Source organism: Streptomyces sp. NPDC005775 (assembly GCF_042871565.1).
In the GTDB taxonomy this organism is placed as follows: domain Bacteria; phylum Actinomycetota; class Actinomycetes; order Streptomycetales; family Streptomycetaceae; genus Streptomyces.
The window spans coordinates 43,014-69,062 of the sequence record NZ_JBIAIU010000015.1; the positions used below are offsets into that span (position 1 = coordinate 43,014).

The window sequence follows — 26,049 nt, forward strand, 5'->3', positions numbered from 1 at the left end:
CGACTGGGCATCGCGGCAGGTCACCGCGCCGGGAGCGGTCAACGCGTCCGCCCGGGGCACCTTGCGACGGTAGGGCGTGCCCGCAACTCACGCATAAGTAGCAGCACTTGACGCCATCGTCTACCGGGGCGGCAGCGGTGGGCGCCTTCGGTTCGGGGCCGTGTCGTACGTCGGAGCCGTTGCCGGTGGATGCGCGGCCAGGAGGTCCAGGGCGACGTGGACCGCGTCGTCGAGCACCGCGTGGCGGCCCTCCGCCCAGTCGAGGGGGGTGCGCAGGGCCTCCAGGTCCGGTTCCACGCCGTGGTTCTCCACCGACCAGCCGTACGTGTCGAACCAGGCCGCGTTCATCGGCACCGTGATCACCGTGCCGTCGCCCAGGCGGTGGCGGCCGGTCATGCCGACGACCCCGCCCCAGGTGCGCTGGCCGACGACGGGGCCGAGCTTGAGCAGGCGGAACGCGGCGGTGATCATGTCGCCGTCGGAGGACGTCGCCTCGTCGGCCAGGGCGACGACCGGGCCGCGGGGGGCGTTGGAGGCGTAACTGACGGGCTGGGCGTCGCGGGTGAGGTCCCAGCCGAGGATCGTGCGGGTGAGTTTCTCGACGACCAGTTCGCTGATGTGGCCGCCCGCGTTGCCGCGCACGTCCACGATCAGGGCCGGGCGGGAGACCTCCAGGCGCAGGTCCCGGTTGAACTGGGCCCAGCCCGAGCCGCCCATGTCGGGGATGTGCAGGTAGCCGCAGCGGCCGCCGCTCAACTCCCGTACGACCTCGCGGCGTTTGGCGACCCAGTCCTGGTAGCGCAGCGGGCGTTCGTCCACCAGCGGGACGATCGCGACGCGGCGGGAGCGGCCCTCGCCCTCGGCGGGCCTGAAGGTCAGCTCGACCGTGGTGCCGCCCGCCGCGGAGAGCAGGGGGTAGGGGCCGGTGACCGGGTCGACCGGGCGGCCGTCGACGTGGGTGAGGGCCGCGCCCTCGCGGATGCCCGTACCGGCCAGCGGTGAACGGGCCTTGGAGTCCGATGAGTCGCCGGGCAGGATGCGCTGGATGGTCCAGTCGCCGTCCCGGCACACGAAGTTCACGCCGAGCAGGCCGATCGCCCGCTGGTAGTGCGGGGGGCCCTCGTTGCGGCGGGCGGGGGAGACGTACGCGTGCGAGGTGCCCAGTTCGCCGAGGACCTCGCGGAGGAGGTCGGCGAACTCGTCGGGCGTGGCCACCCGTTCGACCAGGGGGCGGTACTGGTCGAGGATGGCCGGCCAGTCGATGCCGCACATGTCCGGCTCCCAGAAGTAGGAGCGGATGAGGCGGCCCGCCTCGCCGTACGCCTGCCGCCACTCCGCCGCCGGGTCGGCCTCGTGCAGGATGCGGCGCAGATCGATGTAGACCGTGGAGTCGTTGTCGCCGGGCTCGGTCGCGGGGACGGCGCGCAGTTCGCCGTCGTCCATCACGACGAGGCGGGAGGCGTCGCCGCTGACGGCGAACCAGTCGAGGTGGTCGACGAGTTCGGTCTTCTTCGCCTTGGCGATGTTGAAGTACTCCAGGGTCGGCCGGCCCGACATGTCCGCCGGGTTGGCGAACGTCTCGCCGAGCGCGCCGGAGATCGGCCAGCGCAGCCAGACGAGGCCGCCGCCGCTGACCGGGTACAGCGCCGAGTACTTGGAGGCGGACACCGGGAACGGCGTGACCCGGCTCTCCAGGCCCTCGAACTCGACGGAGACCGTGGAGCCCTCCGTCGCACCGGTCTCGGCGGTGTCCACCGGGTCGAGGCCGCCCGCGGCCGGCCGGCCGTCGGGGGAGAGGGCGAAGGGGGACGGGGTCGCCGAGGACAGGGGGACGAGGTAGGGGCGGCAGCCGAGCGGGAAGGAGAGGTCGCCGGTGTGCACGTCGTAGACGGGGTCGAAGCCGCGCCAGGAGAGGAAGGCGAGATAGCGGCCGTCCCCCGTGAAGACGGGGTTCTCGTCCTCGAAGCGGCCGTTGGTGACGTCGACGACGGTGGGGTCGCCGGGGCCCAGGATGCGGGCGAGCTTGATCTTGCGCAGGGAGCGGCCGATGCCGGGGTGCGACCAGGTCAGCCACGCGCCGTCGGGGGAGAACGCCAGATCGCGGACCGGGCCGTTGACGGAGCGGATCAGTTCGGTGGGCTCGCCGGTGGACGTCTCCTCGTCGGTGTCCAGGAGGAGCAGCCGGCCGTCGTGCGAGGCGATGGCGAGCCGTTCGCCGTCCGGGTCGGCGATCAGTTCCTGGACGCGGCCGACGCGGCCGGAGGCGAGCCGGCGCGGGGCACGGTCGCCGCTGGCGCGCGGCAGGGTGGCGATCTCGATCGCGTCCTCGCCGTCCGCGTCGGTGACGTAGGCGACCTGGCCGCCGCTGCCGAGCATCTCCGGCAGCCGTACCCGTACGCCGGGGGTGTCGGTGATGGTGCGGGCCGGTCCGTCGCGGTGGGTGAGCCAGTACAGGCTGCCGCGTACGGAGACGGCGCTGGCCCGGCCGGTCTCGTCCACGGAGAGCGAGTCGACGTTGCTGGCGGCCGGTACCTGGTACGTACGTCGGCCGGCGCGCGGCCCGCCGAGCCGGACCTCCAGCTTCCGGGGGACGGCATCGGGCGATTCGAGGTCGTCGACCAGCCACACCTCGCCCGCGCACTGGTAGACGACGCGGCGGCCGTCACTGGAGGCGTGCCGGGCGTAGAACGCGTCGTGGTCCGTGTGGCGGCGCAGTCCGGTGCCGTCGGGGCGGCATGAGTAGAGGTTGCCGACGCCCTCGTGGTCGGAGAGGAACGCGATCCGGCCGGCGACGAACATCGGGGAGTCGAGGTGCCCGCCGATGTCCGGGAGCAGCCGCTCGCCGTGCAGCCACAGGCGTCCGGTCGCGCCGCCCCGGTACCGCTTCCAGGCGGCCGGCTCGTGCGGCGGCTTTCCGGTGAGCAGCAGGGTGCGGCGCTCGCCGTCGATCTCGCCGACCGCGATGTCGGAGACCGGGCCCCACGGCAGCCTGCCCCCGGGGCTGCCGTCCGTGGGCACGCCGTAGGCCCAGGAGAAGTACGAGAACGGCTGCCGGTGCGAGGACACGGCGAGGATCTGTGCGCTGTCGCCGGGGTCGGGGGTCCAGCCGCAGACCCGGGCGTCCGTCGATCCCCAGTAGGTGAGCCGACGGGACGGGCCGCCGGTGACCGGCGCCAGATGGATCTCCGGATCGAGGCTGCGCCACGTCGTGTAGGCGATCCGGGTCCCGTCGGGCGAGAAGCGCGGATGGCTCACTCTCGTGCGGTCGACGGTCACCCGCCAGGCGCGCCCGGGCACCTCGCCCTCGGGGACGAGGGGAGCCACCCAGAGATCGTCCTCCGCCGCGAAGCAGAGCAGATCCTCGTGGAGGTGCGGGAACCGGAGATACGAGACGTCGTCACTCACCCCCCAATGCTTTCTGTGCGAGGGGGGCGCGGCAACTTGTGGTGCGGAACACAAGCGAAACGATTTCGTTTCGCTGGGCGGCCGGGGTACCGTCGAAGTGTACGAAACAGTTTCGTTCGATTGACTGACGTACGAAGCGCACGAGCTCATGGAACAGGAGGTCGACCCATGGCACGCACACGGCTCACGCCCGAGCGTGAGAGCGAGCTGTACGCCGCCGTGCTCGACCTGCTCCGCGAGGTCGGCTACGACGGCCTCACCATGGACGCCGTCGCCGCTCGCACCCGTTCCAGCAAGGCCACCCTCTACCGCCAGTGGGGGAGCAAGCCCGAGCTCGTCGTCAAGGCTATGCGGCACAACAAGCCCGTGTCGCTCGGCGAGGTCGACACCGGCTCGCTGCGCGGTGACTTCCACGCCGTCCTGAGCCGTAGTGACGACTGTCAGATGGAGAAGGACTCCGCGCTGATGCGGGGCCTGAGCCATGCCGTCCACGAGAACCCCGACCTGCACCAGGCCCTGCGTGAACTGCTGATCGAGCCGGAGATGACCGGTCTCGACATCCTGCTGCGCCGAGCCGTGGACCGGGGGGAGCTGCGTCCGGACAACCCGGCGCTGAAGTACGTACCCCACATGATGATCGGCGCCTTCGTCGCGCGCCAACTGGTCGAGGACCGCGCCGTCGACCAGGCTTTCCTTCTCGACTACGTCGACTCCGTGATCCTCCCCGCTCTCGGCGTCTGACCAGCCGTCCCCACGGCCCTCTCCCCGAAGCACCGAAGCGCCAACGCCCCACCTGACACGCCGCTCTCGTCGTCGGGCTGGTTCCTCACGCCCTTTTCCACTCAACGACCTGACCGGGAGTACGCCCCCGTGGCCACATTCCTCTACAAACTCGGACGGCTCGCCTTCCGGCGCCGCCGCTATGTCGCCCTGATCTGGGTGGCACTGCTGGCGGTCGCCGGAGTCGGCGCGGCCACCGCGTCCACCGCCACCTCCAGCTCCTTCTCGATCCCGGGTACGGAGGCCCAGAAGGCCTTCGACCTGCTGGAACAGCGATTCCCCGCGGCCAGCGCCGACGGCGCGACCGCGCGCATCGTCTTCAAGGCCCCCGAGGGCGAGAAGATGACGGACCCGGCCCACAAGGCCGACGTCAACAAGATCACCGCAGAGCTGAAGTCCGGCTCGGACCAGATCGCCTCGGTCGCCGACCCGTACACCGGCAACGCCGTCTCCAAGGACGGCTCCACCGCGTACATCTCGGTGGCGTACGACGTCGCCTCGATGGAGCTGACCGACGAGACCCGGGACGCCCTGAAGGACGCGGGCGCGGACGCGCAGAAGAGCGGGATGACCGTGGAGATCGGCGGTGACGCGCTCCAGGTGATGCCGGAGACGGGCGCCACCGAGGTCATCGGCATCGCACTGTCCGCGGTGGTGCTGGTCATCACCTTCGGCTCGCTCATCGCGGCGGGGCTGCCTCTGCTCACCGCCCTGATCGGTGTCGGGATCGGCGTCTCGTCCATCACCGCGCTGGCCAATGTGCTGGACCTGGGCTCGACCACCTCCACCCTGGCGATGATGATCGGCCTCGCGGTCGGCATCGACTACGCGCTCTTCATCGTCTCCCGCTACCGCGCCGAACTGGCCGAGGGCCGGGAGCGCGAGGAGGCGGCGGGCCGCGCGGTCGGCACGGCCGGTTCCGCGGTCGTCTTCGCCGGGCTCACCGTCGTCATCGCGTTGGTCGGCCTGGCCGTCGTCAACATCCCGATGCTGTCGAAGATGGGCTTCGCCGCGGCCGGCACGGTCGCCATCGCCGTCCTCATCGCCCTCACCCTCGTCCCGGCCCTGCTGGGCTTCGCGGGCAAGCGGGTCATGGGACGCAAGGCGCGCAAGGCCGCCGAGGCGGAGAACAAGCCCGAGGCCAAGCCGAACATGGGCACCCGCTGGGCGCGGTTCGTCCTGCGCAAGCCGGTGTGGGTGCTGCTGATCGGCGTGATCGGTCTGGGCACCGTCGCCGTACCGGCCGCCTCGCTGGAGATGGGTCTGCCGGACGACGGCTCCCAGCCCACCAGCACCACCCAGCGCCGCGCCTACGACCTGCTGTCCGAGGGCTTCGGCCCCGGCTTCAACGGGTCGCTGCTCGTCGTCGTCGACACGGCGGACAGCTCCGACGGCAAGACCGCCGCCAAGCAGGTCACCGACGAGATCTCGGGCATGAAGGGTGTCGTCGAAGTCAGCCCGGCCACCTTCAACAAGGCCGGCGACGCGGCGATGATCACCGTCGTCCCGGAGGACCGGCCGAGCTCCGTGGAGACGGAGAACGTGGTCCACGCGATCCGCGACGCGGGTGCGGACATCAAGTCCGACACCGGTGCGAGTGTGCTGGTCACCGGTGCCACCGCGATGAACATCGACTTCTCGCAGAAGATGAACGACGCCCTGCTGCCCTACCTGGCGCTCGTCGTCGGCCTCGCCTTCCTGCTGCTGATGGTGGTCTTCCGGTCGATCCTGGTGCCGCTGAAGGCGGCGCTCGGCTTCCTGCTCTCGGTCGTCGCCGCCCTGGGCGCGGTCGTCGCGGTCTTCCAGTGGGGCTGGCTCGGCTCGCTCTTCGGGGTCGAGCAGACCGGTCCGATCATGTCGATGATGCCGATCTTCATGGTGGGTGTCGTCTTCGGTCTCGCGATGGACTACGAGGTCTTCCTCGTCACCCGGATGCGTGAGGCGTACGTCCACGGCGAGAAGCCCGGCCAGGCCGTCGTCACCGGCTTCAAGCACGGGGCCAGGGTCGTCACGGCCGCGGCCGTGATCATGATCGCGGTCTTCTCCGGATTCATCGGCTCCAGTGAGTCGATGATCAAGATGATCGGCTTCTCGCTCGCCATCGCCGTCTTCTTCGACGCGTTCGTCGTCCGCATGGCCATCGTGCCCGCGGTCCTCGCGCTGCTCGGGAAGCGGGCCTGGTGGCTGCCGCGCTGGCTGGACAGGGTCCTGCCCAACGTCGACGTCGAGGGTGAGGGCCTGCGCAAGGAGCTCGCCGGCACCGCCGCCGACTCCGGCCCGGACGCCGGGGGCGAGCGCGAGCTGAGCCGCGTCTGAGCCCGGCCGTGAGCCGCTGAACCTCCGGGGCCGTGTCTGAGCGGAACGCGGTCCCGGAAGCGCCGGTTACCTGTGGGGACGGGGGACCGGGGCGACGAGAGCCCCCGTGCACCAGGTGCGCGGGGGCTCTCGTCATGTCGTCGCCGCTCAGGCGGGTGCGGTCTCCGCCTTGCTCTCGCGGCTCTCCGCTCTGACCTCGCGGTGGGTGCGCCGCAGGAAGCGGATCAGGGGCGCGCAGTCGAACTGCACCACCTCGACGCCGTCCTCCGTATGGCGTTCGACGACCAGCTGGGCCCGGCCGCACGGCCAGATCCGCAGGCTGTCGTGTGTGACGGGGGCGCGCAGTCCGCGCTCCAGCAGATCGCGCGCGGCGGCCCAGGTCGTACCGCCGGGGAAGGCGATCTGGACGGTGGCCGACGTATCGGTGGGGTCGTATCGCAACTCGACGGGCACCACGGGAAGGTCGCGGGCGTCAGTGACGAGCCGGGCGCGGGCATGTTCTTTGATCACGGGGGACATGGGCCGGCTCCTCCTGTATATGCGTCTTCGTCATCCAATGTCCCATATTTTCGCAAAAGAGCACTGTGAGACGTCTGGGCAGTTGTGACACCCTCGCTCTTGCGAATGGTTCGCAACAAGGGCCTATCATTGAGAGGTTCACGACCCCGCGCAGCAATGCAGGAACGCAGGAAGCGGAGCCTCCCCCATGCATGTACCCGACGGATTCATCAACGCCCCCGTCTCCGCCGTCACCGGAGTCGTGGCCGCCGGTGCGGTGGCCGTCAGCCTGAAGGGGGCCCGGCGCGAACTGAACGAGCGCACCGCGCCCCTGGCCGGGCTGGTCGCCGCCTTCATCTTCGCCGTGCAGATGCTGAACTTCCCCGTCGCGGCCGGCACCAGCGGGCACCTGCTCGGCGGAGCGCTGGCCGCGATCCTGGTCGGGCCGTACACCGGGGTGCTCTGCATATCCGTCGTCCTGCTGATGCAGGGCATCCTCTTCGCCGACGGCGGGCTCACCGCGCTCGGCGTCAACATCCTCGACATGGGCATCGTGACCACGGTCGTCGCGTACGCCCTCTTCCGCGGCCTCGTCGGCGTGCTGCCGCGCACCCGCCGCTCCATGACCGCCGCGTCCTTCGTCGCCGCGCTGGTCTCCGTACCGGCCGCGGCCGCCGCGTTCACGCTGGTGTACTGGATCGGCGGCACCACCGACATCCCGATCGGCAAGGTCTTCACCGCGATGGTCGGGGTCCACGTCCTGATCGGCCTCGGGGAGGCCGCGATCACGGCGCTGACCGTCGGTGCCGTCATCGCCGTCCGCCCCGACCTGGTCCACGGCGCCCGCGGCCTGACCGCCCCGCTCAAGCTCCGCGTCGACGGTGAACTCGTCGACGCGCCCGCCCCTGCCCGGGAGCCCGCCCCCGCCCGTCGCTCCACCCGTGGCCTGTGGGCCACCGGCCTGGTCACCGCCCTCGTGCTGGCCGGCTTCGTCTCCTTCTACGCCTCCGCGAACCCGGACGGCCTGGAGAAGGTAGCCACCGACCAGGGCATCGACAAGGAGGCCAAGGACCACGCCGCCAAGGACTCACCGCTCGCCGACTACGGCGTCAAGGACGTCTCCAACGCCCGGATGTCCGGCGGACTGGCCGGAGTGATCGGCGTCGGCGCCACCCTCGTCGTCGGCAGCGGCGCGTTCTACGTGGTCAGCCGCCGCCGTCGTACGAACGACGAGCCCGGTGCCACCACCCGTACCGACGAGAAGGTCTGATGGGCGCGGGGCACGCCCACAAGCTCTACCGGCACGGGCACTCGCCGGTCCACGACCTGCCGCCGCACTGCAAGCTCGCCGCGGTCTTCTGCTTCGTCGTGGTCGTCGTCACCACCCCGCGCGAGGCGGTGTGGGCCTTCGGGCTGTACGCGCTGCTGATCGCGGGCGCCGCCGCCGTGGCGCGCGTCCCGGCCGGCTTCCTGCTCAAGCGGCTGCTGATCGAGGTGCCGTTCGTCGCCTTCGCGCTGCTGATGCCGTTCGTCGTTCCCGGCGAGCAGACGCACGTCCTCGGGCTCTCCGTCAGCGTCCCCGGGCTCTGGGGCGCCTGGAACGTCCTCGCCAAGGGCACCCTCGGCGTCGCCGCCTCCGTGCTCCTCGCCTCCACCACCGAACTGCGCTCCCTGCTGCTCGGCCTCCAGCGCCTGAGGCTGCCCCCGCTGCTCGTCCAGATCGCCTCCTTCATGATCCGGTACGGCGATGTGATCACCGACGAGATGCGCCGGATGTCCATCGCCCGACGCTCGCGCGGATTCGAGGCGCGCGGGATCCGGCAGTGGGGTGTCCTGGGCAAATCGGCGGGCGCCCTCTTCATCCGGTCGTACGAACGCGGCGAACGCGTCCACCTCGCGATGGTCAGCCGCGGCTACACCGGCTCGATGCCGGTCATCGACGAGGTGACGGCCTCGCGCACCCAGTGGGCGTACGCCGCGGCACTCCCCCTGCTCGCCCTCGTCGTGTGTCTGCTGGGATGGACCGTATGAGCCAGCCCTCCGACACTTCCGTACCGCCCTCCCTGGAGGTCAGCGGCCTCGCCTACGCGTACCCCGACGGCCACCAGGCGCTCTTCGGCGTCGACCTGACCGTCGCGCGGGGCGAGCGCGTCGCCCTGCTCGGCCCGAACGGCGCCGGCAAGACCACGCTCGTCCTCCACCTCAACGGCATCCTCGACGCGGGCGCCGGGACCGTCCGCGTCGCCGGACTCCCGGTGGAGAAGCGCAACCTCGCCGAGATCCGCCGCCGCGTCGGCATCGTCTTCCAGGACCCCGACGACCAGCTCTTCATGCCCACCGTCCGCGAGGACGTCGCCTTCGGGCCCGCGTCCGGCGGGCTGCGCGGGGCCGAGCTGGAGGAGCGCGTCACCGAAGCGCTCAAGCAGGTCGGCATGGAGGAGTACGCGGCCCGGCCGCCGCACCACCTGTCCTTCGGCCAGCGCCGCCGCGTCGCCGTCGCCACGGTCCTCGCCATGCGACCGGAGATCCTCGTCCTGGACGAACCCTCCTCCAACCTGGACCCGGCGTCCCGCCGCGAACTCGCCGACATTCTGCGCTCGTTGGACGTCACCGTGCTGATGGTGACGCACGACCTGCCGTACGCCCTGGAGCTCTGCGGCCGCGCGGTCATCCTCAGCGACGGAGTCATCGCCGCGGACGACCGCACGCAGGACCTCCTGTGCGACGAGGAACTCATGCGCGCGCACCGGCTGGAGCTTCCGTTCGGGTTCGATCCGAGGTCGGTGACGGTTCGGGTTCCGTGACGGTTCGGGTTCCGTGACGGTTCGCGCTCCGTGATGCGTTCCGTGTCGGTGAACATGAGGTGACCCGCCCCACCCGCGACCTGCGGCGCAATGCACCATGGGGACATGAGCGGGAGCGCAGGAGCAGGCGTGGACGTACGGGGCACGGCGGCGCCCGGATTCGAACCGGTCCGGGATGCTTTCATCCGTAACTTCGAACAGCGCGGGGACCGTGGGGCAGCGGTCACCGTCTACCGGCACGGGCAGAAGGTCGTCGACCTGTGGGCCGGCACCAGAGACGTCGACGGCGCCGAACCGTGGGCCGTCGACACCGTGCAGATCGTCCGCTCGGCCGGCAAGGGCATCGCCGCCGCCGTCCCGCTGATGCTTCACCAGCGCGGCCAGATCGACCTGCACGCCCCGGTCGGCACGTACTGGCCGGAGTTCAAGGCGAACGGCAAGGAACGCGTCCTCGTCCGCCACCTCCTCGCCCACCGGGCCGGCATCCCGGCCCTGGACCGGCCCCTGACGCCCGACGAGGCGGCCGACGGGGTGAGCGGCCCGCACGCGGTCGCCGCGCAGCGCCCCGAGTGGGAGCCGGGCACCGACCACGGCTACCACGCGCAGACCTACAGCTGGCTCGTCGGCGAGCTGGTGCGGCGGGTCACCGGGCGGACCGTCGGCCGCTGGGTCGCCGAGGAGATCGCCCGCCCGCTCGGCCTGGACTTCTGGTTCGGTATCCCGGCGGACGAGGCGCACCGGGTGGGCCGGATCGGCCCGGTCGAGCCGCCCGCGGGGGACGGCACGGGCGCGCTGCGGATGCGCCCCAAGCGCTCGGTCGTCGACGCCTACCGCGACCCGGAGTCGCTGACCCGCCGGGCGTTCGGCGCCATCCACCCGTTCCCCGACGAGAACCACCCCGGCTACCGGGCCGCCGAGCTCCCCGCGTCCAGCGGCACCGCCACCGCCCGCGGCCTGGCCCGCTGCTACGCCGCGATGATCGGCCCGGTCGACGGCCACCGGCTGTTCGCCCCGGCCACCCTCACCCTCGCGCGCACCGAGGAGTCGGCGGGCCCCGACCGGGTGCTGGTCGTCAACACCCGTTTCGGCCTCGGCTACATGCTGCACGGGCCGGCGGCTCCGCTGCTCTCCCCGGGCTCCTTCGGCCACCCGGGCCGGGGTGGCTCGCTGGGCTTCGCCGACCCCGAATCCGGCATCGCCTTCGGCTATGTGACGAACGGTCTGCAGAAGGGAGTCACCGCCGATCCCCGTGCCCAGGCACTGGTGCGCGCACTACGGTCGGCCCTATGACTTCTGCCGCGCTTTCGCGCTTCGACGGATACAGCGTGCTCCTCACCGGGGCCGGCCAGGGCATCGGCGCCGCCACCGCCCGCCGGCTGGCCTCCGAGGGGGCCCGGGTCCTCGTCACCGACCTGGACGGAGACCGGGCGGAGCACGTGGCGGCCCGGCTCCGGGAGAGCGCCGGCGAGGCCGAGGCTCTGGCCTGCGACGTGAGCGACCGGGCGGCGGTCGAAGCGGCCGTGGCCCACGCCGTCTCGACGTTCGGCGGGCTCGACGTGCTGGTCAACAACGCCTACGCGTGCACCCCGGACACCGCGCTCTTCGAGGACGAGCCGGACGAGGTCTGGCAGCGCGACCTGGACGTCACGCTCAGCGGCGCCTACCGATGCGCGCGGGCGGCCCTCCCGCATCTCGCCGCCTCCGGCCGGGGCGCGATCGTGAACATCGGCTCGGTCAACGGTGTGCAGGACTTCGGCAACCACGCCTACAGCGCGGCCAAGGCGGGCCTGGCGAGCCTCACCCGCACCCTCGCCGGCCACGCCGGACCGCGCGGGGTGCGCGTCAACCTGGTCACGCCCGGCACGGTCCGCACCGACGCCTGGGCCGGCCGCGAGGCCGAACTGGCCAAGGTGAGCGGCCTCTACCCGCTCGGCCGGGTCGGCGAACCGGAGGACATCGCGGCGGCCGTCGCGTTCCTCGCCTCGCGCGACGCGGCGTGGGTCACCGGCACGACGCTGTGCGTGGACGGCGGACTGACCGCGGTGAACGCGGGCTTCCGGCAGGCGCTCACGCACGCATAGTCCCGGCGCATGTCCCGAGTGGATCGAAAATCACATGTCGTCCCGTGCTGTGCCCAGTTGTTCCGCGGCGTACGGGACAACCGGGCACACCTCCAAGGAGGCGTGACTCACGGCCCTGCCCGCAGGACCTCCGCGACGACCGGGCCCGCCGCGTCCCCGCCGTGGCCGCCGGACTGGACGAGGGCCGCCGCCGCGAGATCGTTGCTGAATCCGGTGAACCAGCTGTCGGACGTGGCGTGGCCGTCGATCTCCGCCGAGCCCGTCTTGCCGCCCTTGTTCTCGCCCACGCTCGCCATCGCGGCGGTCGCCGTGCCCTGGTTCCAGGTCGCCGTGTAGTGCAGCATCGCCTTCAGCTGCGCCGACACCCCGCCCGGCAGCCGGCTCGCGGTGGCGAACTTCCGGTTGTCCAGGTCCCTCGGCACGATGTAGGGCTGCAGGAACTGGCCGTTGACGGCGGTGGCGGTGATGGACGCCATGTTCAGCGGGTTCATCTGGACCTTGCCCTGGCCGATGTACGACGCGGCGGTCTCCGCGCCCTGGGAGGGCGGCACCGAGCCGTCGACCGTCACGATGCCCGTCTGCCAGTCCTGGCCTATCCCGAAGTACCGCGAGGCCTCGTCGCCGAGCGCCGTGTCGGCCTTGTCCTTGTCGTCCAGCGGCCCGATCGGCTTGATGAACGCGGTGTTGCAGGACCGGGCGAAAGCACTCTTCAACGTGGGGTTCGACATGTCGAAGTTGTTCAGGTTGTGGAAGGGCACGCCCATCCACGTCACGGAGGACGGGCACTCGACCGGTGACTCCGCGCTGCCGAGCCCGTTCTGGATGATCATCGCGGCCGTCACGATCTTCATCGTCGAGCCGGGTGCCACCGAGGCCTTCCGCGCCGCGTCGTAACCGTCCGCCCGGTTGTTGGCAAGGGCGCGGATCGCGCCGCTCGACGGTTCGACGGCCGCCACGGACGATTCGGCGTACTTCTTCACGGCGCTCTCGGCCGCCGCCTGGATCCCCGCGTCCAGCGTCGTCCGCAACCGGCCAGGCTTCCCCTGGACCAGGGTCAGCAGCGTCTTGTCCGCACCGTCGGCGTTCGCGCTGTTGATCCACGTCTCGATGCCCGTGGTGCCGCCGGACTTCTGGCCGTACTTCTTGCGCAGCTCGTCCAGGATGCCGCCCAGCGACGGGTACTTCTCCTTGGTGAGCACGTTGCCCTTGCGGTCGACCGCCTCGATCGACGCGGTCTTCGACTCGCCCGTCTCCAGCGACTCGCCCTTGTGCAGCTCCGGGTGGATGACGGAGGGGAGCCAGTCGACGAGGGGGGCGCCCGTGGTCAGGCCGCGTACGACGGTGAGCTCGGAGGCGTACGACCAGGGCTTCGTCGTCCCCTCGTAGGAGACGGTCGCCTTGACCGTGTACGGCACCGTCGAGCCGGTCGCCGGGCCCGGGGTGATCACGGCCTTCGTGACGTGGGCCGACTCGCTGTAGGCGGCCAGTGCCGGTTCGGCTTCGCCCTTGTTGTTGGTGAGTTCGGCCGCGACGGCCGCGTCGCCCTTCGCCCAGGCCGCGAGGAACTTCTCCGACGTCTCGGCGATCTCGTCCTTCGTGACCGGGCCCGTCTTCACCTCGGTCGAGCTGGCGGTGGTGTCCGAGCCGCCTCCGACACCACTGTCGCCGAGCCCGTCCAGGACGTTGTACGCCCCGTACCCCACCCCGCCGACCACGACCGCGAACACCCCGCCGACGACGGCTACCTTCGCTCCACTGCGCATCCCTGCAGTCCCCCTCCCCAGGAGGCCCCCTTGAACGTGTTCAGGGGGCTGTTCGGGGCACTTTACGGGACTGCCGTGACAGCGGGGCCTCTTGTTATCGGAATGCGATCCCGTACGGCGGCAACCGGCCGGTGAACGGTTTGGTGAACAGTCCGGTCAAATCCAGGTATCCAGCCACATGCGATCTCGCCACGAATCCTCCGGAATCGGAGTCCCCGTATACAGCGGCCAGAAATAGATGAAATTCCAGATGATCAGAAGGACCAGGACGCCGGCCGCCACCGCCCCCAGCGTCCGCCGTCGTTCGCCCGAAGGATCGCCCTTCGCCAGGCCCAGTTCGTGTTTCGTCCCGGTGCCCGCCGCCGGACCCAGCATCGCGCCGATCATCATGGCGACGGCGAGGCAGAGGAAGGGCACGAAAACGACCGCGTAGAAAAGGAAAATCGTGCGTTCCTGGTACAGGAACCACGGCACCCATCCCGCTGCCACGCCGCACGCGATCGCGCCCGCCCGCCAGTCGCGGCGGAAGAGCCAGCGCCACAGCACGTACAGCAGCGCGAAGCACGCGGCCCACCACAGCAGGGGTGTGCCGAGCGCCAGTACCTCGCGCGCGCACTTGCCCGTCGACGACTGGACGCAGCCGTTCTGGTCCTCGTAGAAGTACGAGACGGGCCGGCCCAGCACGATCCAGCTCCACGGATTGGACTGGTAGGTGTGACCGGACGTCAGGTTCACATGGAAGTCGTAGACCTGGTTCTCGTAGTGCCACAGGCTGCGCAGCCAGTCCGGCAGCCAGGTCCAGCTGCCGCCCCTGCCGTCGGTCGTCGCCCAGTCCCGGTAGTAGCCGTGCCGGTCGGGGTCGTCGTGGATGATCCAGCCGGTCCACGAGGCGAGGTACGTGATGACCGCGACCGGAACCGTGGAGACGAACGCCGGAAGCAGGTCCCGCTTCAGCACCGCTTTGTAGGGCTGCACCGCGCCCGCGGTCCGCCGCGCGCCCACGTCCCACAACACCGTCATCAGGCCGAACGCGACCATGATGTACAGCCCGTTCCACTTGGTGGCGAAGGCGAGGCCGAGACTGACGCCGGCCGCGATCCGCCACGGACGCCAGCCGAGCCGCAGCCCCTCCGCGACCCCGGTGTCCGGCCGCAGCACGCCGTCCTCGTCGACCGGCAGCGCGGCGGCGAGCCTGCGCCGCGCCCAGTCCCGGTCGATCAGGAGACAGCCGAACGAGGCCAGCACGAAGAACATCAGCACCAGGTCGAGCAGCGCGGTGCGGCTCATCACGAAGTGCAGCCCGTCCACCGCGAGCAGCGCGCCCGCCAGACAGCCCAGGAACGTCGAGCGGAACAGCCTGCGGCCGATCCGGCACAGCATCAGCACCGACAGCGTGCCGAGCACGGCGACCATGAACCGCCAGCCGAACGGCGTGAAACCGAACAGCTGCTCGCCGATCCCGATGATCCACTTGCCGACCGGCGGGTGCACCACGTAACCCGGGTCGGTCGGGACCGGCACCTGCGAGGGGTCGTTGAGGATCAGCTTGTCGACGTCCTTGGGCCACGACCCCTCGTACCCCTGCTTGATGAGGGCCCAGGAGTCCTTGGCGTAGTACGTCTCATCGAATATCACCGCGTGCGGGCTGCCCAGCTTCCAGAACCGCAGCACCCCCGCGACCGCCGCCACCAGCAGCGGACCGCCCCACGCCGACCAGCGCACCAGCCGTTCGGCGAGCAGCGGGGGCGCCCCGAGCACGGCCCACAACTGCCCCCCGGGGCGGGTGTACGGCGGAACCAGCCGCTCCCGCAGCCCGATACCGGGGCGCGGGAAATGGCCGAAGCGGCGCAGCCGCTGCTGCCAGGAAGTCGGCTCCGGGCCGTGCTGATCCCCGGCGTCTTGGCCCTGCCGGGCTTCGGGCGCAGTACTCGTCACCGCGCCATCGTAGGGAACGCATCTGTGCGAGTGGTGCCGCCGGTGCTGGGAGGATGGACGTTGTGACTGGAACGACTGGAACGCTGGTACTCGCAGGGACCCCCATCGGCGATGTGGCGGACGCCCCGCCACGCCTCGCCACCGAACTGGAGACGGCCGATGTCGTCGCCGCGGAGGACACCCGCCGGCTGCGCCGGCTGACCCAGGCGCTGGGCATCCACACGACGGGGCGTGTCGTCTCCTACTTCGAGGGGAACGAGTCCGCCCGTACGCCCGAACTCGTCGAGGCACTGATGGGCGGCGCCCGGGTGCTGCTGGTCACGGACGCCGGAATGCCGTCCGTGTCCGACCCCGGCTACCGGCTGGTCGCCGCCGCCGTGGAGAAGGACATCAAGGTCACCGCGGTCCCGGGCCCGTCGGCGGTGCTCACCGCGCTCGCCCTGTCCGGGCTGCCGGTCGACCGGTTCTGCTTCGAGGGCTTCCTGCCGCGCAAGGCCGGTGAACGCCTCGGCAAGCTCCGCGAGGTCGCCGGCGAGCGCCGCACCATGGTCTTCTTCGAGGCCCCGCACCGGCTCGACGACACCCTCGCTGCGATGGCCGAGGTCTTCGGCGCCGACCGGCGCGCCGCGGTCTGCCGCGAGCTGACCAAGACGTACGAGGAAGTGAAGCGCGGCCCGCTGGGCGAGCTCGCCGACTGGGCGGCCGAGGGTGTACGCGGTGAGATCACCGTCGTCGTCGAGGGCGCGGCCGACTCCGGGGCCGAGGAACTCGACGCCGAGGAGCTGGTGCGCAGGGTGCAGGTGCGCGAGGAGGCGGGGGAGCGGCGCAAGGAGGCGATCGCCGCCGTCGCCGCGGCGGCGGGGCTGCCCAAGCGCGAGGTGTTCGACGCGGTCGTCGCAGCAAAGAATGCGGCTCGGACCGGCCCAGCGGAGAGTAAAGGACTATCGTGAAAAGCAAAGCGCGAGCCGCGTTCCGGGCCTTTTTGCCACGAGAAGGCCAAATCCGCTCCAACACTCGACAGGGCCCGGTGCGCTCCCGCCGGTAAAGGCGTCCACTGGATCCAGGACGCATTCTCCGGAGTGCTTGTCCGGCGGACAAGAGGAGCAGGCATGAGCGAGATCGCAGCAACCACGGTGCACGAGGCCTACGCCTTCGCCTGCATGAGGTGCGGACACGGCTGGGAACAGGCCTACGAAATAGAGCACCACGTCGACACCTCCAACCACGCATTCGTGGTCTACAAGGCGGACGGCGAACGCGTGCCTTCCCCGCTTTCCACGCCGACCTGCACGAACTGCGGCGGGCACGTCGTACGGATCATGCGGTCCGGCCGGGTGTCGGGGGTGCAGCAGCTGCTCCACCAGGACCGCTCCCGGACGCCGGCCGGGCCGCCGCCCGCCGAGGAGTCGCAGGACGAGCCCATGGCCGCCACCGCCGCTCCCACGGGCGCCCACCACTGGCACCTCTCCGACCTGCTCCACCCCTTCCACCGCAAGTGATGCCCGCACGGTGACGTCACCGGCCGCGGTCCTCGTACGATCGTGGCCATGAGCCGTACCGAAGCCCCGCCGCTGCCCGAGCCCCTCCGGGTGCCGGTCGCCGATGCGCACACCCACCTGGACATGCAGGACGGCACCGTCGAGGAAGGCCTGGCCAGGGCCGCCGCGGTGAACGTGACGACCGTCATCCAGGTGGGCTGCGACGTGAAGGGCTCCCACTGGGCCGCCGAGACCGCCGCGGCGCACGCGAGTGTGTACGCGGCCGTGGCCCTGCACCCCAACGAGGCGCCGCGGATCGTGCACGGGGATCCGGACGACTGGTCACGGCAGGGGGCGCGGGAGGCCGGCGGGGCCGCCGCGCTCCACGAGGCGCTCGCCGAGATCGACGCGCTGGCCGCCCTGGACCATGTGCGGGGCGTCGGCGAGACAGGGCTCGACCACTTCCGGACCGGTCCCGAGGGCATGGCCGCCCAGGAGGAGTCCTTCCGGGCCCACATCGAGATCGCCAAACGGCACGGCAAGGCGCTCGTCATCCACGATCGCGAGGCGCACGCCGATGTGCTGCGCGTCCTGGCCGACGCCGGTGCCCCGGAGCGGACCGTCTTCCACTGCTACTCCGGTGACGCCGACATGGCCCGGATCTGCGCGGACGCCGGGTACTTCATGTCCTTCGCGGGCAACGTGACGTTCAAGAACGCCCAGCCGCTGCGTGACGCGCTGGCCGTGGCGCCGATGGAACTGGTCCTGGTCGAGACGGACGCGCCCTTCCTCACCCCCGCCCCGTACCGCGGACGGCCTAACGCGCCCTATCTGATTCCCGTCACGCTGCGTGCCATGGCCGCGGTCAAGGGCGTCGACGAGGACACCCTGGCGTCGGCGATCGCCGTCAACACGGCCCGCGCGTTCGACTACTGACCGGGTGACGCGCGACGCTGTGTAGTCGCGCCGCTTTGGAGGGTGACGCACGCTCCGCTATCGTCCCGGGCGCGCAAGAGCGAGCCGGCCGGTACGGATCTTCTGGAGCGAGCGTCGTGAGCAATTCGCAGGGCAGTCACCGTGCAGCACGCGGCAGGGGGCGTACGGCGCGGGCCGGGACGCGCGGACCCGCCACCGTCGTCGTGCCGGGCCCGTCCCCCGTACCGCCGCACGAGCAGCTGACCCTTGCGGCGTGGCCCCGGCCGACGCCGACCGTCGTCGACATGCCGACGGGGCGGACGGCGGCCGCGACCGGTGGCGCGGGCCGCACCGCGCAGGCGACCACCGTCACCGCTCTCCCCGTGCCGGTCCCCGGCGGCAGGTCCGCGGCGCGGCGGGGTGCCCGGCGGCGCCGGGTGCCCGTCGGTCCCGAGCAACTGCGCCGCCTGGTGCCGCAGGCCCTCGTGGTCGCGTTCCTGGCGGGCGGGACGACCGCGTTCGTCGCCGAGGACAAGGCGGTGACGCTGGACGTCGACGGCGAGCCCCGCACCCTGCACACCTTCGCGGACGACGTGGGCGAACTCCTCGCCGAACAGGGCATCGACGCCGATGACGGCGCGGCGGTGTCCCCGGCCCCCGACACCCCTATCAGCGACGGTGACGTGATCACCGTCGGCGGGCCGCGCCCGGTGACGCTCACCCTCGACGGGGTGCGGCGCCGGGTCTGGACCTCCGAGCCCACCGTCGGCGCCGCCCTGCGCCGGCTGGGCGTACGGGCCGACGGCGCCTACCTCTCCGTCTCCGGGGCCGCCCCGATCGGAAGCAACGGACTGACGCTGGACGTGCGCACCGAGCGCACCGTCACCGTGATGGCCGACGGCCGCGAGCACACCGTCCGCACCAACGCCGCCACCGTCCGCGAGGCCGTCGCCCGGGCCGGAGTCCTTCTGCACGGCGAGGACACCACCTCCGTGGCCCCGGAGAGCTTCCCGCGTGAGGGGCAGACCGTCTCGGTGCTCCGGATCGCCACCACCAGGGTGGTCCGCGAGGAACTGCTGCCGTACGCCGTGGAGCGGTCCGGGGACGGTGCCCTGGCCGTCGGCACGGAGGTGGTCGAGCGCGAGGGGCAGGACGGTTCACGCCGCGTCATGTACGCCCTGCGGACCGTCAACGGCGTCCGCCAGAAGCCCCGGGTACTGGCCACCGAGGTCGTACGGGAACCGGTCAGCCGGGTCGTGAAGGCCGGCACCGGGCCGCGCACGGCCGGGACGGCCGACTAGGGCCTCTCGTCTGGACCAGGCCGGGCTCGCGGGGTCCGGCACGCAACCTGCCGCGTTGTCGTCGGTCGCCAATGCTCCGCAGTGACTCCCTCCTCCGCCTTGCAGCCGCACGCACCGGACCCCGCTCCCTGATCCGGCCCGTTCCGCACGAAAGGCCCTGGCGACAGCCCGTACGCTTAACAGGTGAGCACCACAGAGCCCGACGCCCTCCTGGGCCCCGCAGACATCCGCGAGCTGGCCGCGACGCTGGGCGTACGCCCCACCAAGCAGCGCGGTCAGAACTTCGTCATCGACGCCAACACGGTCCGCCGTATCGTGCGCACCGCGGAGGTCCGCCCGGACGACGTGGTGGTGGAGGTCGGCCCCGGCCTGGGCTCGCTGACCCTGGCGCTCCTCGAGGCGGCCGACCGGGTCGTCGCCGTCGAGATCGACGACGTGCTCGCGGCCGCCCTGCCGGCCACGGTCGCCGCCCGGATGCCGGGGCGCGCCGACCGCTTCACGCTCATCCACTCCGACGCGATGCTCGTACGGGAACTCCCGGGGCCGCCGCCGACCGCGCTGGTCGCCAACCTTCCGTACAACGTCGCGGTGCCGGTGCTGCTCACCATGCTCGACCGCTTCCCCGGCATCGAGCGGACCCTGGTCATGGTGCAGGCCGAGGTAGCCGACCGGCTGGCCGCCAGGCCCGGCAACAAGGTCTACGGCGTGCCGTCGGTGAAGGCCAACTGGTACACCGACGTCAAGCGCGCCGGCTCCATCGGCCGCAAGGTCTTCTGGCCCGCGCCCAACGTCGACTCGGGACTCGTCTCGCTGGTACGCAGGACCGAGCCCGTCGCCACCACGGCGAGCAAGGCCGAGGTCTTCGCCGTCGTCGACGCCGCCTTCGCCCAGCGCCGCAAGACGCTGCGCGCGGCCCTGGCCGGCTGGGCGGGCTCCGCGCCCGCCGCCGAAGCGGCCCTGGTCGCGGCCGGCGTCTCGCCGCAGGCCCGCGGCGAGGCCCTCACCGTCGAGGAGTTCGCCGCCATCGCCGAGAACAAGCCGGAGCAGCCCGCATGAGCGAGAGCGTCACCGTCCGGGTGCCCGCCAAGGTCAACGTCCAGCTCGCGGTCGGCGCCGCGCGCCCCGACGGCTTCCACGACCTCGCCAACGTCTTCCTCGCCGTCGGCCTGTACGACGAGGTCACCGTCACCCCGGCCGACGGGCTGCGCGTCACCTGCTCGGGCCCGGACGCCGCCCAGGTGCCGCTGGACGCCTCCAACCTCGCGGCCCGCGCCGCGATCGCGCTGGCCGGGCGATACGGCATCGCGCCCGACGTGCACATCCACATCGCCAAGGACATCCCCGTCGCCGGCGGCATGGCGGGCGGCAGCGCCGACGGGGCCGGCGCCCTGCTGGCGTGCGACGCGCTCTGGTCCACCGGCGCCACCCGCGAGGAGCTCCTGGCCCTCTGCGCCGAGCTGGGCAGCGACGTGCCGTTCAGCCTGGTCGGCGGGGCCGCACTCGGCGTCGGGCGGGGTGAGCAGCTCACCCCCGTCGAGGTGGGCGGCACCTTCCACTGGGTCTTCGCCGTCGCCGAGGGCGGCCTCTCCACCCCGGCCGTCTACCGCGAGTTCGACCGCCTCACGGAGGGGACGCACGTGCCCGAACCCGTGGTGTCCGCTCCCCTCCTGGACGCGCTGCGGACCGGCGACACCGGTGCGCTCGCCGCCGCGCTCAGCAACGACCTGCAGGCCCCGGCGCTGTCGCTGCGCCCCTCGCTGGAACACACCCTGGCCGCCGGCACCGTCGCGGGCGCACGGGCGGCCCTGGTCTCGGGCTCCGGGCCGACCACCGCGTTCCTCACCGAGGACGAGGCGTCGGCCCGCGCGCTCGCCGACGCCCTGACCGCCTCGGGGACCTGCCGCACCGCCCGGGTCGCGGCGTCACCGGCGCAGGGGGCGACGCTTCAGCGGCCGTAGCGGTAGCGGCAGGAGGCGATGCGCACCTCGTCCTCCACCACGCGGTGGACGAGGCGGCGTCCCGCCCGGCCTCAGCCGAGCCGCACGCTCTTCCTCGCCAGTTCGAACGCCGGCAGCATCCCCTTGTGCTCCGTCGCGTCCAGTCCGCCCAGGTGCACCACGACCGGCCCGTCCGGGGTGGCCACGGCGAAGGCCCGGTTCGGGCGCGACTCCTCCATGATCTTGCTGTAGATCGTGTAGGCGACCTCGGTCACGGACAGCTTCCCGACGGTGGACTGCTTGTACGTGATCTTCGAGGCGTTCTCGTCGGCCTTCACGAAGCCCTCCAGCGCCTGGCGGGCCGTGCTCCCCTTGCCGGCGCCCTGCCACACCCGCAGGAAGCCGATGTGCCCGGCGGGCTTCGCGTCGATCTCGCAGACCATGGCCACCGGGCCCTGCCTGCTGAGCGCGGCGAGATCCGAGCCCGGCTCGTCCGGCACCACGGCCTCCGCCTTCCAGTGCTCCGCCACGTCGAAGACGACGGGCAGCTCGCATCCGGAACCGGAGCCCCCGACGGTGCCGCCCTTGGCCGCGCTCGCGCCGTCAGCCCCCTGCGAGGCGGCTCCGCCGCCCGGCTTCGTGTCCGCCTCCGCACTGTCGCCGGACCCCGACGAGCAGCCGGTCAGCGCGATGGCTGCCAGCAGAACGGGTACCAGCCCGCGAACCGTAGGTCGTGTCATGAAGTTCCCCACCCCGGTGCGGCCCGGGGACCGGCCCCGGACCTTGATCAATCCGCGCAAGGTACCGCACAGGGGTGTCCGCGCAGCCGTGCAGGGCCCCGGCCCGTACGGGTGAGCGGGCGCTCGTCAGGAGTCCCGCGCCGTGGCGACTACGCTGAAGGTCAGTGTTTCTCCTTCGAGCTGGAGCGTTCGTGGCCGTCAACCTCGTCAATGTCGAGCAGGTCAGCAAGGTGTACGGCACCCGTGCGCTGCTCGACGGTGTGTCCCTCGGTGTGTCAGAGGGGGACCGGATCGGTGTCGTCGGTCGTAACGGAGACGGCAAGACGACTCTCATCCGGATGCTCGCCAAGCTGGAGGAGGCGGACACCGGCCGGGTCACCCACAACGGCGGGCTGCGCCTCGGTGTCCTGACCCAGCACGACTCCCTCGACCCGAAGGCCACGATCCGCCACGAGGTCATCGGCGATCTCGCCGACCACGAGTGGGCGGGCAGCGCCAAGATCCGCGACGTGCTGACCGGACTCTTCGGCGGTCTCGACCTGGCCGGCTTCGAGCACGGCCTGGACACCGTCATCGCCCCGCTCTCCGGTGGTGAGCGCCGCCGCATCGCGCTGGCCAAGCTGCTCATCGCCGAGCAGGACCTGATCGTCCTCGACGAGCCGACCAACCACCTCGACGTCGAGGGCATCTCCTGGCTGGCCGGACACCTGCGCGCCCGCCGCTCCGCACTGGTCTGCGTCACCCACGACCGCTGGTTCCTCGACCAGGTCTGCACCCGCATGTGGGACGTCCAGCGCGGCACGGTCCACGAGTACGAGGGCGGCTACAGCGACTACGTCTTCGCCCGGGCCGAACGGGAGCGGATCGCCGCCACCGAAGAGGGCAAGCGGCAGAACCTGATGCGCAAGGAGCTGGCCTGGCTGCGGCGCGGCGCCCCCGCCCGTACGTCCAAGCCGCGCTACCGCATCGAGGCGGCCAACGAACTGATCGCCGACGTGCCGCCGCCCCGCGACACCAGCGCGCTGATGAAGTTCGCCAACGCCCGGCTCGGCAAGACCGTCTTCGAGCTGGAGGACGTGACCGTCCAGGCCGGCCCCAAGACGCTGCTCACCCACCTCACCTGGCAGCTCGGCCCCGGCGACCGGATCGGCCTGGTCGGGGTCAACGGCGCGGGCAAGACCTCGCTGCTGCGGGCGCTGGAACAGGCGGCCCGCACCCAGGGCGAGGCGCAGCCCGCCGCCGGGAAGATCGTCGTCGGCAGGACCGTGAAGCTGGCCTACCTCTCCCAGGAGGTCGCGGAGCTCAACCCGAACCTCCGGGTGCTGGAGGCCGTGCAGCAGGTCCGCGACCGCGTCGACCTCGGCAAGGGCCGGGAGATGACGGCCGGCCAGCTCTGCGAGCAGTTCGGCTTCTCGAAGGAGAAGCAGTGGACGCCGGTCGGCGACCTGTCGGGCGGTGAGCGGCGCCGGCTGCAGATCCTGCGGCTGCTGATGGACGAGCCGAACGTCCTCTTCCTCGACGAGCCCACCAACGACCTCGACATCGAGACCCTGACCCAGCTGGAGGACCTCCTCGACGGCTGGCCCGGGTCGATGATCGTGATCTCCCACGACCGGTTCTTCATCGAGCGGACCACGGACAAGGTGCTGGCGCTCCTCGGCGACAAGTCGCTGCGGATGCTGCCGCGCGGCATCGACGAGTACCTGGAGCGCAGGCTCCAGATGGCCGGGGCCGCGCCCGCCGCCGCACCCGCCGCGTCCTCCCGTGCCGCCGCCCCGGCCCCGGCGGTCTCGCCGCAGGAGTCGCGCGCCGCCAAGAAGGAACTCCAGAAGGTCGAGCGCCAGCTCGACAAGATGTCGACCCGTGAGACGACGCTGCACGCCCAGATCGCCGACAACGCCACGGACTTCGAGAAGGTCGCGAAGCTCGACGCCGAACTGCGCGAACTGGTCGCGGAACGCGATGTGCTGGAGATGCGCTGGCTGGAGCTGGCCGAGGACGCCTGACCGCTCGCCGGGGCACCCCGTCACGTGGCCGGTACAACTGCCGTGACGGGTGTGGCCGGTGAGGCCTGTGGGGCGGGTGGTAGAAAGAAACCTCGCCCGGTGCGACAGCCGGACCGCGTCGCACCTCAGGCACCACCGGCACCGACGGAATGACAACGGAACAGGGGGACGGGCCGATGAGCCAGCCGCCCGGACAGCAGCCGCCGCAGGGTGGGTTCGGAGCTCCGTACGACCCGCCGCCCGGGTCGTATCCGCCACCGGCCACCCCGCCGCAGCCGGCCGGCCCGTACGGCACCCCGCCCGGTCCCTACGGCAGTCAGCCGGGCCCGTACGGCCGGCCCGGCCCGTACAACCAGCCGACGCAGGGCTTCGGTTACGGCTACCCGCCGCAGCACCCGCAGCCCGGCGGACCACAGCCCGGCGGACCGCAGGGCGGGGGCCGGTTCCGCGGCCGGACCGGGGTGATCATCGGCGGCCTGCTCGCAGTGGTGCTCCTGGCGGGCGGCGGCATCTGGCTCGCCACCGGCGACGACGGGAAGCCCACGGCGAACGGCGGCCACAGCTCCGCCCCGCCGGCCCCCTCGCCCACCGTGGACCAGGGCGACGGCAAGGGTGACGGCGACGACGACGGCACGGTCACCCCCCGTGAGGAGGCGGCCGGCGTCAACGCGGAGCGCACGTCGGGGGAGGCCAAGCTCCTCTGGCTCCAGAAGAGCGGCGTCGACCTTCCGGAGTACGGCGAGGACGTGTACGGCCCCTGGTTCGCCGGTGACACCCTCGTGACGGCCATGTACCACACGATCACGGGCTATTCGGTCGCCGACGGCACCCTCAAGTGGAACGTGCGACTGCCCACCGACGTGTGCGCGGCGCCCACGCGGCCCACCGCCGACGGCAAGATCGTCCTGGGTATCCAGGAGTCCCCGGGGGCGGACGCCTCCTGCGAGAACCTGCAGATGGTGGACCTCACCACGGGCAAGCTCGGCTGGCGCAAGGGCTACGTCCGCGAGGGTGCCTGGGACGGGCTCTCCGACCTCGCCATGGCGATCAACGGCGACACCGTGACCGTGGGGCGTACCAGCAGGACCGATGCCTTCCGGGTCAGCGACGGCAAGGTGCTGTGGGGTGAACTGCCCGGCAACTGCCAGCCGTTCGGCTTCGCCAGTGGCCCCGTCGCGATCGCCGCGGCCAGCTGCCAGACCGCGGCGGACGACCACAAGGAACACCTGGTGCAGCGGATCGACCCCGCCACCGGCAAGGTGCGGTGGACGTACAAGGTCAAGAAGGGCTGGCAGGTCGCGCAGATCTACTCCACCGATCCCCCCGTGATCTCGCTCCAGCAGGACAGGAAGAAGTGGGGCGTCCTGGTGCTCAACGCCAACGGCACCTACCGCACCCAGCTCTCGGGCGGGCCCGGCAACTTCGCGGTGCAATGCGACAAGGACCGGCGCACCAAGGGGGCCAACCTCGACAGCTGCGTCGGGGTGGCCGCCGGTGGCAACGCCTTGTACATGGCGACCGGGGCCACCGACATCAAGGCCGGCAGTGGCAACAAGGTCGCGGCCTACGACCTGTCCACCGGCACGTACAAGTGGGCGGCGGCCTCGCCGGCGGACCAGCCCTTCACCCCGCTGCGGACGGAGGGCGGCAAGCTGCTGATGTATGTGGCGGCGGCCAAGAACAAGGGCGGCGGCATCGCCTCCCTCCCTTCCACCGGCGGCACATGGGCCATGGTGGTGCGGCACCCGGCGGCGGCCTCGAACCTCGAACGCGGCTTCTACCAACCGGGCATCTCGTACGTGGGCGGACGCAGCTTCCTCACGCGTACGAGGATCAGCGGCGACAACGACGAGGAGATCGAACTGCGATCGATCGCCGCCTTCGGCAACTGACGGTCGATTAGGCGTAACGGCGGCATCACGGGCCGGTTCTCCCTTGGGAACAGGGCTGGACCGAACCGGGGCCGCTGGCGGGCCGGGTGGTACAAAGAAGGCCCGCTCGACTGACGTAACACTGCGGGATCCATGCCCGATTCGCTCCATTTCGCCGGTAATTCAGGGGTCTTCGCCGATCCCTGGAGTGCCGGCGCG

Annotated in this window: 20 protein-coding genes; 15 read left to right on the forward strand and 5 right to left on the reverse strand. The window is 71.6% G+C overall.

Annotation, left to right across the window (positions count from 1 at the left end; genetic code table 11):
* Positions 1–120: 120 nt before the first annotated feature.
* Positions 121–3,405: a S41 family peptidase gene (locus ACFYPA_RS29675; RefSeq protein ID WP_359354522.1), complete on the reverse strand. Its 3,285-nt coding sequence runs from the start codon at positions 3,403–3,405 to the stop codon at positions 121–123.
* 168 nt (positions 3,406–3,573) lie between these two features.
* On the opposite strand from ACFYPA_RS29675, the gene ACFYPA_RS29680 reads away from it, so the two are divergent.
* Positions 3,574–4,146 (forward strand): TetR/AcrR family transcriptional regulator, encoded by a 573-nt coding sequence (locus ACFYPA_RS29680; protein WP_359082746.1) that lies wholly within the window; start codon positions 3,574–3,576, stop codon positions 4,144–4,146.
* A gap of 129 nt (positions 4,147–4,275) precedes the next feature.
* Positions 4,276–6,501 (forward strand): MMPL family transporter, encoded by a 2,226-nt coding sequence (locus tag ACFYPA_RS29685; protein ID WP_389135366.1) that lies wholly within the window; start codon positions 4,276–4,278, stop codon positions 6,499–6,501.
* A gap of 147 nt (positions 6,502–6,648) precedes the next feature.
* Here ACFYPA_RS29685 and ACFYPA_RS29690 read toward each other — a convergent pair whose 3' ends face one another.
* The gene (locus ACFYPA_RS29690; RefSeq protein ID WP_359082748.1) at positions 6,649–7,020 is read right to left on the reverse strand and encodes an SsgA family sporulation/cell division regulator; all 372 of its coding nucleotides are present in this window, start codon (positions 7,018–7,020) and stop codon (positions 6,649–6,651) included.
* A gap of 187 nt (positions 7,021–7,207) precedes the next feature.
* Here ACFYPA_RS29690 and ACFYPA_RS29695 point away from each other — a divergent pair, with 187 nt between their 5' ends.
* From ACFYPA_RS29695 to ACFYPA_RS29715, 5 genes are all read left to right on the forward strand, one after another.
* Positions 7,208–8,269, forward strand: coding sequence for an energy-coupling factor ABC transporter permease (locus tag ACFYPA_RS29695; RefSeq protein WP_389135371.1), 1,062 nt, complete (start codon positions 7,208–7,210; stop codon positions 8,267–8,269).
* Positions 8,269–9,030, forward strand: coding sequence for a cobalt ECF transporter T component CbiQ (cbiQ, locus tag ACFYPA_RS29700; protein ID WP_359082751.1), 762 nt, complete (start codon positions 8,269–8,271; stop codon positions 9,028–9,030). The genes ACFYPA_RS29695 and cbiQ overlap by 1 nt, the downstream gene beginning before the upstream one ends.
* Positions 9,027–9,803, forward strand: coding sequence for an ABC transporter ATP-binding protein (locus ACFYPA_RS29705; RefSeq protein ID WP_359082752.1), 777 nt, complete (start codon positions 9,027–9,029; stop codon positions 9,801–9,803). The genes cbiQ and ACFYPA_RS29705 overlap by 4 nt, the downstream gene beginning before the upstream one ends.
* Before the next feature lie 129 nt (positions 9,804–9,932).
* Entirely contained in the window at positions 9,933–11,093 is a 1,161-nt protein-coding gene (locus tag ACFYPA_RS29710; RefSeq protein WP_359083001.1) for a serine hydrolase domain-containing protein, read from the forward strand.
* The gene (locus tag ACFYPA_RS29715) at positions 11,090–11,884 is read left to right on the forward strand and encodes an SDR family NAD(P)-dependent oxidoreductase (RefSeq protein ID WP_389135375.1); all 795 of its coding nucleotides are present in this window, start codon (positions 11,090–11,092) and stop codon (positions 11,882–11,884) included. The genes ACFYPA_RS29710 and ACFYPA_RS29715 overlap by 4 nt, the downstream gene beginning before the upstream one ends.
* Positions 11,885–11,991: 107 nt before the next feature.
* On the opposite strand, the gene ACFYPA_RS29720 is transcribed toward ACFYPA_RS29715, so the two are convergent.
* Entirely contained in the window at positions 11,992–13,647 is a 1,656-nt protein-coding gene (locus ACFYPA_RS29720) for a penicillin-binding transpeptidase domain-containing protein (RefSeq protein ID WP_389135378.1), read from the reverse strand.
* A gap of 156 nt (positions 13,648–13,803) precedes the next feature.
* Positions 13,804–15,582, reverse strand: coding sequence for a phospholipid carrier-dependent glycosyltransferase (locus tag ACFYPA_RS29725; RefSeq protein WP_359354512.1), 1,779 nt, complete (start codon positions 15,580–15,582; stop codon positions 13,804–13,806).
* A gap of 53 nt (positions 15,583–15,635) precedes the next feature.
* Between ACFYPA_RS29725 and rsmI the strand changes: the two genes are divergently transcribed.
* The 6 genes from rsmI (at position 15,636) to ACFYPA_RS29755 (ending at position 21,234) form a co-directional block, all read left to right on the forward strand.
* The gene (gene rsmI / locus ACFYPA_RS29730) at positions 15,636–16,532 is read left to right on the forward strand and encodes a 16S rRNA (cytidine(1402)-2'-O)-methyltransferase (protein WP_359315159.1); all 897 of its coding nucleotides are present in this window, start codon (positions 15,636–15,638) and stop codon (positions 16,530–16,532) included.
* A gap of 159 nt (positions 16,533–16,691) precedes the next feature.
* Complete coding sequence (locus tag ACFYPA_RS29735; RefSeq protein WP_359082757.1) at positions 16,692–17,081, forward strand: hypothetical protein; 390 nt, start codon at positions 16,692–16,694, stop codon at positions 17,079–17,081.
* A 48-nt stretch (positions 17,082–17,129) separates the two neighbouring features.
* On the forward strand, positions 17,130–17,996 hold the full coding sequence (locus tag ACFYPA_RS29740; RefSeq protein ID WP_359082758.1) for a TatD family hydrolase: 867 nt from the start codon (positions 17,130–17,132) through the stop codon (positions 17,994–17,996).
* 116 nt (positions 17,997–18,112) lie between these two features.
* Positions 18,113–19,276 carry a ubiquitin-like domain-containing protein gene (locus ACFYPA_RS29745; protein WP_389135382.1) on the forward strand — a complete coding sequence of 388 codons (1,164 nt, stop codon included), beginning with the start codon at positions 18,113–18,115 and terminating at the stop codon, positions 19,274–19,276.
* A gap of 183 nt (positions 19,277–19,459) precedes the next feature.
* The gene (gene rsmA / locus ACFYPA_RS29750; protein ID WP_389135385.1) at positions 19,460–20,332 is read left to right on the forward strand and encodes a 16S rRNA (adenine(1518)-N(6)/adenine(1519)-N(6))-dimethyltransferase RsmA; all 873 of its coding nucleotides are present in this window, start codon (positions 19,460–19,462) and stop codon (positions 20,330–20,332) included.
* A complete protein-coding gene (locus ACFYPA_RS29755; protein ID WP_389135389.1) occupies positions 20,329–21,234 on the forward strand; it encodes a 4-(cytidine 5'-diphospho)-2-C-methyl-D-erythritol kinase in 906 nt (301 codons plus the stop codon). Before rsmA ends, ACFYPA_RS29755 begins: the two co-directional genes overlap by 4 nt.
* 71 nt (positions 21,235–21,305) lie before the next feature.
* On the opposite strand, the gene ACFYPA_RS29760 is transcribed toward ACFYPA_RS29755, so the two are convergent.
* Positions 21,306–21,953, reverse strand: a complete 648-nt coding sequence (locus ACFYPA_RS29760; protein WP_389135392.1) for a lipoprotein — start codon at positions 21,951–21,953, stop codon at positions 21,306–21,308.
* A gap of 191 nt (positions 21,954–22,144) precedes the next feature.
* Here ACFYPA_RS29760 and ACFYPA_RS29765 point away from each other — a divergent pair, with 191 nt between their 5' ends.
* The gene (locus tag ACFYPA_RS29765; protein ID WP_359082763.1) at positions 22,145–23,959 is read left to right on the forward strand and encodes an ABC-F family ATP-binding cassette domain-containing protein; all 1,815 of its coding nucleotides are present in this window, start codon (positions 22,145–22,147) and stop codon (positions 23,957–23,959) included.
* Between the two features lie 176 nt (positions 23,960–24,135).
* The gene (locus ACFYPA_RS29770; protein ID WP_389135396.1) at positions 24,136–25,851 is read left to right on the forward strand and encodes a PQQ-binding-like beta-propeller repeat protein; all 1,716 of its coding nucleotides are present in this window, start codon (positions 24,136–24,138) and stop codon (positions 25,849–25,851) included.
* The last annotated feature ends 198 nt before the right edge of the window (positions 25,852–26,049 follow it).